The organism is Leptolyngbya sp. GB1-A1 (assembly GCF_039962475.1).
Lineage (GTDB): Bacteria > Cyanobacteriota > Cyanobacteriia > Elainellales > Elainellaceae > Leptolyngbya_A.
In genome coordinates this window covers 134,706-147,002 of sequence record NZ_JAMPLI010000013.1, presented here as the reverse complement: position 1 = coordinate 147,002, position 12,297 = coordinate 134,706, and the positions used below count along the sequence as shown (strand labels likewise).

Sequence of the window (12,297 nt, the reverse complement as noted above, 5' to 3'; positions counted from 1 at the left end):
CGTTTGACTGCCTCGATTGCTTTAGTGCGGAGGTCGTAGCTGTAGGGGGCGGACATGAGCATTTCCCAACTCTCTTCTAGCCTCTATGTTACTGTCCTATCTCTGTTGCGTAGGGCTATAAAATAACGGCTCGACAAGTGCCTTTAATCTTTATCTTTGCAATTCCTGGTATCGTCCCTTTGGAAGCGCAATGCAGAATGCCGAAGTCGATCACCCCTGTAAGAGTCGTTTTTGCAGGAAAGCTTCCTATGTAGTCACTACAGGAACGCAAAGGGACGCAAGGGGACGCAAGGGGACAATGTTACCTTGACTTGTTTCTGGGTACTCTAAGCCTAAATTCAGCACGGTATCGTCGCTGATCTATATTTCAGGGGAACGTCCCATGAGCAAGCGTGTGAGCCGACCGTCCCGAAGGGGAAACAGCTTTGCATCAATTTCTGACCCGCAGGCTAAAGAGAAGATTGAGCAATTTCGCCAGGAGCTAGGTCAACAGATCGATCACGCGATCGATCACCACGAATTCAAGATGGTTTACATCGGCATTGCAACCTTGGTGCTGTTTGCTGGCGTGATTTATGCTGCCTGGAAGTTCTAGAGCCGTTTCCTGAAACTTCCTCAAACAATTTATTACCAATAGGCGATTATGCAGAAGCAGTTTGCGAGAGTGCAGGGATACTGGCTCGTTTTAGCAATCGGCTGTATGGGAATGGGAGTCTGGGCAGTTCAGCGGATTGCAGTACCGAGTCGTGCATCTGTCGAAACACCCGTGACCGCTCCTCAGCCGATTCGGGCAGTTGCCGCCCTTGGACGTATTGAGCCGGAAAGCTCGATTATCAAAGTTTCAGTTGCCAACGCCAGGGATAGTCGAGTCAATCGCTTGCTGGTGGCAGAAGGCGATCAGGTTCAAGCCGGGCAGGTGATTGCGATTTTGCAGGGGCTAGAGAAACAGCAGGCTGCGGTGATCGAAGCCGAAAATAGCGTAGCGATCGAGCAGGCAAAGTTGAAGCAGGTTCAGGCAGGTAGCAGCAATTCCAGTCAGATCCGGGCACAGCAGGCTGCGATTGTCCGACTCCAAGCGGAACTGAACACAGACACCGTCGCGAAACAGGCATCCTTACGTCGAGCTGAAGTCGAGCTACAAAATGCTCAAACGACTTACAATCGATACGCTCAACTGTTTGAGCAGGGGGCAATTAGCGCAGCGACATTAGATGGCTATCGCAGAAACTACCGCACCTCCCAGACCCAAGTGACCGAGGCACAAGCAGAGTTAGCGAATACGATCGCAACCCTCAATGCCCAGATCATTCAAGCAAAAGCAACCCTGAACAACTTATCAGAAGTGCGCCCGGTGGATGTTACAGTGCCCCAGGCACAAGTCCGCTATGCCCTTAGCAAACTTGCCAGCGAACAAGCCGAACTTGAAGATTATTATGTTCGCGCTCCGGCCGCCGGACAAATCCTCAAAATTAACACTCAGATTGGCGAGCAGGTTGACTCGGAAGCGGGTATTGTCGATTTGGGACAAACCGATCGCATGGCAGTCATCGCAGAAGTGTATGAAACTGATGTTCCTAAGATCAAAACTGGGCAACGGGCAACGATCGCCAGCGAAAATGGTGGCTTTACTGAGGAATTAAAGGGAACGGTCGAACAGATTGGCTTACAGGTAAAAAAGGTAGATATTCTCGACACTGATCCTGCTGCCAATAGCAATGCACGAGTCGTAGAAGTCAAAATTCGCCTGGATGCTCAATCAAGCGAGCAAGTTGCAGGATTAACCTATATGCAGGTGAGAGTCAAAATTCACCGGGATAAAGCCGATTGATCCGAACCGTTTCCCTAGCGGGGCAATTCTGCGAGGAAGCGAGCCAATGACGCTCACGCTCAAAGTCACCTATTGACGGGAAATTGAGGAGGCGATGCAGCACCTTTGACACGCTTGAAGACACTTCCTCGTCCGATCGATTGGCAGAAATATACAGCGTTTTCTGCACTTTTCGATATTCCACTTTTGCCTCGATACCTATGCAAATTTCTAAACCATTCAAGTTCAGTTTACCGAAGGAAATCCCGCTGGCGTGGTCGCAGTTGTCTCATCAGAAGGTGCGGCTGCTGGTTGCAATCTCAGGAATTTCGTTTGCAAATATTCTGATTTTTATGCAGCTTGGCTTTCGCGCTACCATGTTCGATGGCGTGACTCGCTTTCCCGAAAATGTTCAGGGAGATTTGTTTTTAGTGAATCGCAACTCGAAATTTTTGGGTAATCAATCTTTTCCCAAAGATCAGCTTTATCGGGTTAGCGCGATCGACGCTATTGAAGCCGCAAAACCGCTTTATTACACGCAAACGTCCTGGGTAAATCCCTGGAATAAGGAAGTCACTGATGTCACTGTGATCGCATTTAATCCGGCTCAGCCCGTGATGAATCTCCCTGCGATTAATCAACAGTTGGTGCAAATTGAGCAGCCTGACACGGTGCTGTTCGATCGCAAATCTCTGTCTTCACTGGGTTCAGTAGGTCAGGCGTTTGAGCAGGGCGAGACGGTCTCGACGGAGGTAGGCGATCGACAAATTTGGGTCGGTGGGCTATTTTCAATGGGGAGCAGCCTGTTTAAGCGGGGTCATGTCGTCACCAGTGATCTGAACTATCTGCGTTTGTTTGGTGAAGCGGGTGCGGATAACATTCATGCAGGAGTTTTGACGTTAGAGCCAGATGCGAATCCGGTTGAAGTCATTGCCCAGCTTCAAACCATCTTGCCAGAAGACGTTGCGATACTCAACCATCAGGAACTCATCGCGCTCGAAAATCGCTACTGGTCAAATCAGCCGCCTGGAATCATCTTTAACTTTGGAACCATTATGGGTTTTGTGGTAGGGGTGATTATTGTGTACCAGGTGCTTTATACCGACGTAAACGAGCATTTGCCGGAATATGCCACGCTAAAGGCGATCGGCTACTCAGATAATCAACTGCTTGTCGTGGTGTTTCAAGAAGCCATTATTCTAGCGGTGCTGGGTTTTCTGCCCGGATTTGGCTGCTCGATCGCGCTTTACGGAGTGCTGGGAAATTTAACCCAGCTTGCAGTGGTAATGCGGTTTGATGTTGCGTTGCAAGTGTTCATTCTCACAGTGCTAATGTGTATGATTTCAGCCGCGATTACAGTTCGCAAATTGCGATCGGCTGATCCCGCAGATGTTTTCTAAGTTGTTTTCCTCATTATTCTTTGTTGATTGTCTCGCTCTGTCACTTTCTTCTCAGCATTATTTATGCCACTGTCCGCAATTTCGGTTCGTCAGCTTCATCACGTTTATGGAAAAGGCAATCTCCGTAAACCTGTTTTGATCGATATTAATCTCGATATTTTTGCAGGTGAAATTGTCATTCTCACGGGCCCATCTGGAAGCGGTAAAACGACGCTGTTAAGCTTAATGGGCGGATTGCGATCGGTGCAGGAAGGCAGCTTAAAGGTGCTGGGGCAGGAGCTACAGGGAGCGAAGAAACGCCAGCTTGTGCAGGTTCGCAGTCGGATTGGCTATATTTTTCAAGCACATAACTTACTCGACTGTTTAACTGCCCAGGAAAATGTCCGAATGTCGCTGCGCCTGCACCCCGAAATTTCATTTGAGGAACGAACGCGCCGCTGTGTAGAAATGCTGGAAGCCGTTGGGCTGGGTCAGCGCATAAACTACTATCCCGATAATCTTTCGGGCGGGCAAAAGCAGCGAGTGGCGATCGCCCGTGCCCTAGTGAGTCAGCCTCAGCTCGTGCTGGCAGATGAACCAACGGCTGCGCTGGATAGTAAATCGGGACGAGATGTGGTGGAAATTTTGCAGCGGCTTGCCAAAGAGCAGGGCTGTACGATTCTGCTGGTGACGCATGACAACCGCATTTTGGATATTGCCGATCGAATTATTCACATGGAGGACGGTCAGCTTATTCAAAATGTCAGTTCTATTGAAAGTAACAGCTCATCACCAAACTATTCTCCTGCACTGGCTGAATCTGCCTGAACCTGCCGGAATCTGCCTGAATTGACACTTCGATTAAGCTTTTCAGCCTTAGAAATTGAACCCATTTATTCCTGAAACCGCACGGGTTGCGCCCTTTCTTAAGGACGAGTCGCCAACTGAATTGCAGATAAAAATCAACCGAAATGCTACTTCAATGCTCATTCTGGGAACTCTGCTGAACAGCAATTTCTCAACAACATTGTGCGGCAACTTACTCTTTTCTACTCCTTCAAACTCTTCTAGCAAACGCATTGAAGGAGATGAATTTCACGCTGCTAAACACTATCGGTTAGGAGATTCCCTATGCTTAAAAACTTTTGGTATGCCGTTGAATTTAGTGCTGCTGTGCGTGACCAGCCCCGACAGGTCCGGCTCATGGGTCAGGATTATGTGCTATACCGCGATCGCCAGGGGCAGGTGATTGCCTTAATCGATCGCTGTATTCACCGGGGGGCTGCTTTATCAGGTGGATGGGTCGAGGGAGACTGTATTCGCTGTCCCTATCACGGCTGGCGTTACGCAAGCGACGGCAAGTGTGTGGAAGTGCCTGCGGATCAGACGGGTGTGCCAATTCCGAAGCGGGCAAAGGTCGAGCCTTTCTCGGTGGAAGAGCGCTACGGATTTATCTGGCTATTTGTGGGCGATTTGCCATCGGAGCAGCGTCCTCCGATTCCTCCGTTTCCAGAGTTTGATGATCCGGCATGGCGCAGTGTCAGCGGCGAATATACCTGGAACGCGCACTATACTCGCGTGGTTGAGAGCGGTCTGGATAGCTCCCATGCGCCTTTTGTGCATTCCGTGTTCTTTCATCACCGAAATGATGCCGAAGTACCACCCTACGAGGTGCAAATTGATGACTGGACTGCTACGGCTAAAACCATTTCCAAGCCGCCGAAGCGAGCGGGGCTACTAAAGCTGATTGTGAAGCGCGATCGTCCTTTTTCCAGTGCAACTCTAACGGTTCACCTGCCCAACATTAATCGCATTCACTTGGACTTTAACTACCGGGGATTTCAATACATTTACTTTGCCAGCAATATTCCGATCGATGAACACACCACTTTAACCAAGTGGATTGGACTGCGAAACTTCCTGACACAGCCCTGGGCAGACTGGAATTCTCGCAAAAACACCAACGACACTTATTACGAAGACAAGGCTGTGATTGAAAGCCAGGTTCCGAGGGTCGTGCCGCTCACCGGAGAAATCTTGATTGCTTCGGATAGTCTTCAGCTTGCCTACCGAAAACTGCTGCGGAAATATGTCGAGCAGGGCTGGGCGATCGGGGATTACGGAATTCCGACAGGATTGATTGAGACAAACGGGAAACAGGCAGCAGTGGTGACAGCAGGATAGCTCGATCGGTGAAAAAAACGTGAAAGAAAACGCGAAGGAAAATAGATGATGCTAAAGAATTTTTGGTATGCTGTCGAGCTGAGCCATGAGGTTACTTCAGCCCCAAAGCCGCTGAAACTGATGGGTAAAGAGTATGTCCTGTATCGGCATCAGGGGCAGGTCGTTGCGCTCGATAATCAGTGCGCTCATCGGGGAGCAAGTTTGGCAATGGGCTGGACAGAAGGAAACTGTATTCGCTGTCCCTATCATGGCTGGCGTTACGAGGCAGATGGACGGTGCAGTCATATTCCGGCAGATTCAGCTCAGACCCCGATTCCTAAGCGGGCGCGGGTTCAATCGTATCCAATCCAGGAGAAATATGATCTGGTCTGGATGTTTGTCGGAGACCTGGATTTGCCTGCCGATCGCCGTCCGCCGATTCCTGACTTTCCCCAGTTTGAATCTCCAGAGCGACCCCCCGCTTTTAGCCGCTATACGTTTAACGCCCACTTCACCCGTACTATGGAAAACGGGATTGATGCTGCCCATGCCCTGTATGTTCATCAAGGGGCGATCGGCACGAGCAAGGCTCCGCAAAACACCCAGATCGAAGACTATGAAGTTGAGATCGGCGAGTATGAAATGACGGCGAGCCTGGAGATCAAGGTGAATCGTTTAAATGGACTGATGCGGTTTGTGATGCAACAAGACGACCCCGATGCGCGGAAAGGTTATCGGTTTGCTCTGCCCAATATCACTTATTCTTCGGTGCAGTTTGGTCGCTTTAAGTTAGAAAGCATTCTCGCTCACATTCCGGTCGATGACACCACAACGATCGTCAAGTCAGTCAATATTCGCAATTTCCTGAACAATATGCCGATTCTTGATCATTGGCTCGATCGCCATACGGCGCAGGTCGGCAATAACATTTTGCAGGAAGACGATGTGGTGGTGAAAACCCAGTTTCCTCGCTATGCACCCTACAACGAAATGGGACGCGAACTGCTAGTCGCTTCAGATGCAACCCTGATCGCTTACCGCAAACTGCTGAAAAAATATGCCGATCACCCTGTGATTCTGGAGCAGCCGGAAATCATGGTTTAGGCGGCTGTTTGAGAAGAGGGCAGTGTAAGAGATTTAACACTGCTCAAACATTCTCGAATCAGTATTTTTCTTTTCCCTACGTGAGTTAATTTATGTCTTCAAGTCCTCTCCCAGCAAAGGCACTTTCGATGCCTCGACTGCTGTTTATTTTCATCACCATTTTGATCGACAAATTAGGGGAAAGTTTGATTTTTCCGATTTTACCCTTTCTGGTTGAACGGTTTCGATCGGATGCGTTTACGCTTGGTCTTTTAGCATCATCGTTTGCGATCGCTCAATTTATTGCCAGTCCCATTATTGGCGGATTGTCCGATCGCTATGGGCGTCGTCCGATTTTGCTTGTATGTGTTTTGGGAACAGCAGTTTCGTATTATCTATTCGGTTTTGCGGCAAGTTTGTGGATGCTATTTTTCTCTCGTGTGGTAGATGGAATCACGGGCGGAGTGGCGGCGACAGCTCAAGCCTACATTGCCGATATTTCCTCGCCGGAAGATCGAGCGAAAAACTTCGGTTTAACAGGTGCAGCGTTTGGGCTAGGCTTCACGCTGGGTCCAGCATTGGGAGGTGTGCTGGCAAATATTAACCTGAATTTGCCTGTGTTTGTCGCAGGAACGATCGCTTTACTAAACTTCTGCCTGGGCTGGTTCGTCCTGCCAGAGTCGCTGGACAAAGAGCATCGTCGTCCTTTTACGCGGCAAGATCTCAATCCCATCAGCCAATTGATCGATTTACTCAAAAATCCTCGGATTCAGGGACTGCTGATTGCGTTCTTTATCTTTAACTTCGCGTTTGCGGGTTTTAGCAGTATTTTTGTACTGTTCCTCAACGATCGCTACGGATGGGGACCGAGTCAGGCAGCCGCCGTCTTTTTCTTTATTGGCATTGTCTCAACCGTGGTGCAAGGAGGGCTAATTCGTTCTCTGCTACCGCGCTTTGGCGAGTCTAAGCTGGCGATCGGGGGGCTGGGGCTAGTGGCGATCGCCTTTGGCGGCATTGTTTTGATTCCGGCAAGGGGTCCGATTCTCGTGCCTGCGCTATACACAACTCAAGCTCTGTTGGCGTTAGGCGTGGGGCTAATTATTCCTTCATTGCGGGGTCTGATCTCAAACCGCGTCTCGGATCAGGAGCAGGGCAAAACGCTGGGGGGCAACCAGGCACTCCAGAGTGTTGCGACGATTCTGGGTCCGCTATGGGCAGGCTGGGTGTTTGATCATTCTGGTGTGCTGTCACCCTTCTGGACGGGAGCATTTTTCATGCTGATTGCGATCGGGTTTACCCTGATGAATTTGCCGCGTCGCCTGTCTGTTTCGTCCTGATTTATCCAGCCTGCTTGAGACGTTGTTTAACAAAATTATCATGATTCCTCGAACTGCTCCCCGCACGGGCTAATTCTAGGGGAGCCGAGCTAACTCCGCTTACATTCAAAGTCCCCCAGCATTGGGGGATTTAGGGGGCGATGTAGGAGATTGGATACCTTTAAAGCGTCCTCTGGTTGATCCAGCTTGACTTAAAGAATGTTTAAGGATATTTGGCAAGTTATCGCTGTGATCTGAACTGCCCCAGAACTCCCTAACGCTGAAGGAAACCGAGCCTCCTTCCAATTTCAAAGATTCCCAGAGATGGAATTTTTTTTGCTTTTTGCGGATAAAGATTCCATTGTTTTTATTTTCTATTGTCCTCGCTTTACCAATCTTTGCTTTACATTGTTTTTGATTTAATCGTGTCCTTCAACTTAAGTTAATCGCCCAGCATAAACCCTGTTTACTAACGGCTTAATTTCGATCGCCTGGTTTAAAAAGTTCGCTTAATGCCGATCGCTGCCTCGGATTAGAATTTCGATTTAGATTTAAGCCAAACGAAATATGACTTTCTATTCTTTTATCTCTACTCTTTTATAGATGACAGATTAAACGCTGGCTGATAAAGCTTTTGCACCTGAAAATGAACGATGAACCTTCCCTTCAACTTATCTATTAAAGCAGATAAATTTGTTAGTAACAATAACCAGCTTGCAGTTAATTAGCAATCCCTTATACTGATAAAACATTAATAAAGAAGCAGGATCGGAATAAGTCTCATTTTCAAAATTGTTAAAAGGTAATTGACTTTTATGGAAACTCAGACGAATGCTGTAGAAACTCAAGCTGATGCAACTAAACTGAAGCGCGTCTTTGGTTTGCCGACCCTAATTATCTACGGAGTTGGCGATATTCTTGGAGCTGGAATTTATGCAGTTGTTGGCAAAATTGCAGGACTTTCTGGCACTCTGGTTTGGGCTTCGTTTCTCGTTGCAATGGTCGTTGCTGCGCTTACCGCGTTGAGCTATGCCGAACTGGGCAGCCGCATTCCGCAAAGCGGAGGAGTTGCCTGCTTTGTCAACCGGGCATTTCGCACAGATTGGCTTTCAGTTCTAGTGGGCTGGTTAATGTTTTGTACCTGCCTGGTGTCGATGGCAACCCTCTCAAAGGCGTTTGCAGGCTATCTGAATGCTTTTATTCCTGTTATTCCTGACTGGTTCATTATTCTCGCTTTGTTTTCAGTACTAGCGTTTGTGAACTTTAGGGGAATGCAGGAGTCTTCTGCCCTTAATATTTTTTGTACGACGCTGGAAGTTTCAGGACTGCTGATCGTCGTTCTGGTTTCGGTTTTGTTTCTGCTAGGCAACGGGGCAACCGCTCAAGCTCTGCCCATCGCTTCGGCTCCCTCTGGGCAAACAGTAGGCTGGTTAGCTGTGGTGCAGGGTGCGGCTCTGGCTTTCTATGCCTTTGTAGGGTTTGAGGACATTGTAAATGTGGCAGAGGAAGTCAAAAATCCAGAACGCAATCTGCCTAGAGCAATTCTGCTGGCCCTGGCAATTGCCGGAGGGGTGTATATCCTGGTGTCCTGGCTGGCGGTTCAGGTAATCAGTCCCTCGGAGTTGGCTGCTTCCAATGCGCCGCTATTAGATGTGGTTCGTCAGGCGCAGCCGAATTTTCCGTCGGTCATTTTTACTGTCATTGCTTTGTTTGCCGTACTCAATACTGCCCTGCTCAACTTCATTACGGCATCTCGACTGCTTTATGGAATGGCGCGGGAAGGGCTGCTGCCTGCCTGGTTGGGTAAACTGCATCGGAGCAGACAAACGCCCTATCGTACGCTGATTGTGATTCTGCCGATCGCGATTTTCCTGGCACTCTCCGGTACGCTGCAATTCCTGGCAGGAACGACAGCAACATTAATTCTGGCAATGTTTTGTCTGGTCAACCTCTCGCTGCTGATCATTAAGCGTCGTGAACCGCGATCGAACGGATTTCGAGTGCCTTTGCCGATACCCGCCCTCGCGCTGCTGTTGAACCTGATCCTGGTTGCCTTTGCCTCGCGAGAAAGTCACATTCTGGCATTGGCGTTTGTAGGCATAGGGGTGCTTTTGATTGGCATTCAGAGTGCGGTGAAAAAACAGCGATCGCACAGCCTTTAACGCTCGATGAATTGATGATGAATCGATCAAGACGGATACGCTAATTTCGTTTGTTCATCCCTGGTTTCTGGGTTGATGTTTTGTCTTTCATTAATAAGAACATCGGTTGATACTTTTCGGTAGTCCTCTCTTCCTTCTTCCTTTAGAAAGAGGAATTTAGACTTTGCTTATGACAAAACAGTACTGTTTGTCACGCTCGTTCATTCTGTTCGTTTATTTTGGCTGCGATCGGCTCACTGCCTATTAAGGGATTTAGTGTTGTATCCCTCAACGGATGGATGTGAAAGGATTTATATGAAAGGATAGTTTTAGAAATATTAACAGAAATAGCGCAATCGCTTATGCAATATCGCCTGCTTGATATTTGCGATCGGGCATTTTTTTAGTGCCTTTTCTGCTTGCTTAAGCTTGTCACAGATGCTGCTGAACAAGAATGGCTTCTCAACTTAGAACTTACTTTGTTGGCAACAGCGTTACCGATACCATTAACCAGGCTGGATTGGATGCGTTGTCAGAAAGCGGTGGAGACGATTTGATCTGGGGCAGACACGTCATTCCCGGTGCGCCCCTAAGCTGGATCTGGGAACACCCTAATAATGGATTTCTTCAGCAGCCCTACGGCTATTATCCTAGTGCGCTTGGTAACTATCAGTGGGATGCGCTGTCGCTTCAGCCGTTCGATCGCTCGGTTCTGGGAGGTCAGGGAAACCCGCAGCAGGGCGATTTGCAGATGGCGAGTAATTTCATCAATCTTGCCCGGCAAAATAGCCCCAATCTTCAGGTCTACCTTTACCAGCGATGGCCCCGCAAATCGAGCCGCAATCCGAACCCCACCGCAGCCGATTGGGATGCTCTCTGGCAGGCAACTTACGGCGTAGAGACATCGGGGAACAATAATGAGTCGCGCAGTTATTTTGAGCGGCTGCAAACTCGCCTACAGGAGGCGTTTCCCGATCTAAAGCCAATTTGGCTTGTGCCGGTGGGCGAAGTTCTGTTTCAGCTTAATCAAAAGATGCAGAGTGGGCAGGTTCCGGGCTATTCCAGCATTTGGGATCTGTATGTCGATAATATTCATCTCAATAATATTGGGTCATACATTGTAGGAGCGACTTATTACGCCACGCTGTTTGGCGGCGATCTTACAAAACTGCCGATTCCTGTCCAATATTCCCTCAATCGTCCAGAGCAAAGCCGTCCAATCCCCATCAGTCCAGAGCTTGAATCGATTATTGAGCAGACTGTTCAAAGTGTGGTTGGCGTTGCTGCTCCGCCGATCGCCTCTGTTACCGAAGGTCAAGCCGGGGTTCGCCCTCCGACGGTGGCTCCTGAGCTTCCTGCTGTATCGATCGTCGATGTTGCTGCAATCGAAGGACGCGATTCTACAGCAGCGATTACGGTGAGTTTGTCTAAAGCAGGGACTCAGCCAATTACCATCCGCTACAGCACCGCAGACGGAACGGCTCAAGCAGGCAGCGATTATGCTCCAATCAGCGGCACGATCGCCTTTGCGCCCGGTCAAACCACCCAAACGATCGCACTGCCCATTCTGAACGATAACGTGCCCGAAGCTGATGAAACCCTGACCCTGACGCTGAGCAATGCCAACAACGGTGCGATTCTGGACGCTGAGGCGACGGTCACGATTAGCGATACCCTAGCGGCGACGGTCAGCACAACCCTGCCTAAAGCAATGGAAAGCCTGCGGCTCATGGGAACTACCCCTATTAGCGGCATCGGCAACGCGAGGAACAATGCCATCACGGGTAACGCAGGCAACAATCGGCTGCTGGGAAAAGCAGGTCGCGATGTTCTCGCGGGTGAAGCGGGAGCTGATCGGCTACTGGGTCAATCCGGAATGGATACGCTCATTGGGGGTGCAGGAAATGACATTCTTACAGGCGGGCGCCAATCCGATCGCTTTTGGTTTGGTGCGGGTGTGCCGTTTGCCGAGATAGGTCTGGATCGCGTTACTGATTTCGTCTCCAAACGCGATCGCATTGGCTTAAGTCAACCCACGTTTAGCCGACTTCAAAGCGACATAGGACGTGGATTTCAGAGCAAAAGCGAGTTTGCGATCGTGAACTCCGACCGGGCAGCAGCGCAGCAATCCGCTCTGATTGTCTACAACAGCAGAAATGGCAGCCTGTTTTACAACGAAAATGGCAGCACAGCCGGATTTGGCGAGGGCGGGAAGTTTGCCTTGCTGCAAGGGTCGCCGACGCTGAGGGTGCGTGATTTTGTGATTCAGGGCTAGCGCAAAAAAAATTCCCGAACACCAAAATGGAGTCCAGGAAATTGAAATCAGGGTGCATCTACCACTCCCTCTTTCCCTGGAAGTGACTGCCCGTCCGGAAAATTTGACCCAGATTTTTAGCTTAGTTTTTAGT

Annotated in this window: 10 protein-coding genes; 9 read left to right on the top strand and 1 reads right to left on the bottom strand. The window is 49.3% G+C overall.

The features are described 5' to 3' along the window. Window positions 1-382: 382 nt before the first annotated feature. Both NDI45_RS14985 and NDI45_RS14980 read left to right on the top strand, forming a co-directional pair. The gene (locus NDI45_RS14985; protein ID WP_190790441.1) at window positions 383-595 is read left to right on the top strand and encodes a hypothetical protein; all 213 of its coding nucleotides are present in this window, start codon (window positions 383-385) and stop codon (window positions 593-595) included. A gap of 48 nt (window positions 596-643) precedes the next feature. Continuing rightward, the gene (locus NDI45_RS14980; protein ID WP_348247802.1) at window positions 644-1,828 is read left to right on the top strand and encodes an HlyD family efflux transporter periplasmic adaptor subunit; all 1,185 of its coding nucleotides are present in this window, start codon (window positions 644-646) and stop codon (window positions 1,826-1,828) included. Here NDI45_RS14980 and NDI45_RS14975 read toward each other — a convergent pair. Then, the gene (locus tag NDI45_RS14975) at window positions 1,800-2,012 is read right to left on the bottom strand and encodes a hypothetical protein (protein ID WP_190790443.1); all 213 of its coding nucleotides are present in this window, start codon (window positions 2,010-2,012) and stop codon (window positions 1,800-1,802) included. The genes NDI45_RS14980 and NDI45_RS14975 overlap by 29 nt on opposite strands. 16 nt (window positions 2,013-2,028) lie before the next feature. Between NDI45_RS14975 and devC the strand changes: the two genes are divergently transcribed. The 7 genes from devC to NDI45_RS14940 all read left to right on the top strand — a co-directional run bounded on the left by devC (window position 2,029) and on the right by NDI45_RS14940 (window position 12,164). Continuing rightward, entirely contained in the window at window positions 2,029-3,207 is a 1,179-nt protein-coding gene (gene devC / locus NDI45_RS14970; RefSeq protein WP_190790444.1) for an ABC transporter permease DevC, read from the top strand. Between the two features lie 63 nt (window positions 3,208-3,270). Beyond that, entirely contained in the window at window positions 3,271-4,014 is a 744-nt protein-coding gene (locus NDI45_RS14965) for a DevA family ABC transporter ATP-binding protein (RefSeq protein WP_348247801.1), read from the top strand. Between the two features lie 303 nt (window positions 4,015-4,317). After that, window positions 4,318-5,370: an aromatic ring-hydroxylating dioxygenase subunit alpha gene (locus tag NDI45_RS14960; protein WP_348247800.1), complete on the top strand. Its 1,053-nt coding sequence runs from the start codon at window positions 4,318-4,320 to the stop codon at window positions 5,368-5,370. A gap of 45 nt (window positions 5,371-5,415) precedes the next feature. Next, window positions 5,416-6,453: an aromatic ring-hydroxylating dioxygenase subunit alpha gene (locus NDI45_RS14955; RefSeq protein WP_348247799.1), complete on the top strand. Its 1,038-nt coding sequence runs from the start codon at window positions 5,416-5,418 to the stop codon at window positions 6,451-6,453. Between the two features lie 92 nt (window positions 6,454-6,545). Further along, window positions 6,546-7,769 carry an MFS transporter gene (locus NDI45_RS14950; protein WP_348247798.1) on the top strand — a complete coding sequence of 408 codons (1,224 nt, stop codon included), beginning with the start codon at window positions 6,546-6,548 and terminating at the stop codon, window positions 7,767-7,769. 794 nt (window positions 7,770-8,563) lie between these two features. Next, window positions 8,564-9,910 (top strand): APC family permease, encoded by a 1,347-nt coding sequence (locus tag NDI45_RS14945; RefSeq protein WP_190793962.1) that lies wholly within the window; start codon window positions 8,564-8,566, stop codon window positions 9,908-9,910. A gap of 433 nt (window positions 9,911-10,343) precedes the next feature. Next, complete coding sequence (locus NDI45_RS14940) at window positions 10,344-12,164, top strand: Calx-beta domain-containing protein (protein ID WP_348247797.1); 1,821 nt, start codon at window positions 10,344-10,346, stop codon at window positions 12,162-12,164. Window positions 12,165-12,297: the final 133 nt, after the last annotated feature.

Excerpts from the sequence above, each read along its gene's own strand:
- NDI45_RS14985 (WP_190790441.1), top strand. The coding sequence starts at position 383 with ATGAGCAAGCGTGTGAGCCGACCGTCCCGAAGGGGAAACAGCTTTGCA.
- NDI45_RS14980 (WP_348247802.1), top strand. The coding sequence starts at position 644 with ATGCAGAAGCAGTTTGCGAGAGTGCAGGGATACTGGCTCGTTTTAGCA.
- devC (WP_190790444.1), top strand. The coding sequence starts at position 2,029 with ATGCAAATTTCTAAACCATTCAAGTTCAGTTTACCGAAGGAAATCCCG.
- NDI45_RS14965 (WP_348247801.1), top strand. The coding sequence starts at position 3,271 with ATGCCACTGTCCGCAATTTCGGTTCGTCAGCTTCATCACGTTTATGGA.
- NDI45_RS14960 (WP_348247800.1), top strand. The coding sequence starts at position 4,318 with ATGCTTAAAAACTTTTGGTATGCCGTTGAATTTAGTGCTGCTGTGCGT.
- NDI45_RS14955 (WP_348247799.1), top strand. The coding sequence starts at position 5,416 with ATGATGCTAAAGAATTTTTGGTATGCTGTCGAGCTGAGCCATGAGGTT.
- NDI45_RS14950 (WP_348247798.1), top strand. The coding sequence starts at position 6,546 with ATGTCTTCAAGTCCTCTCCCAGCAAAGGCACTTTCGATGCCTCGACTG.
- NDI45_RS14945 (WP_190793962.1), top strand. The coding sequence starts at position 8,564 with ATGGAAACTCAGACGAATGCTGTAGAAACTCAAGCTGATGCAACTAAA.
- NDI45_RS14940 (WP_348247797.1), top strand. The coding sequence starts at position 10,344 with ATGGCTTCTCAACTTAGAACTTACTTTGTTGGCAACAGCGTTACCGAT.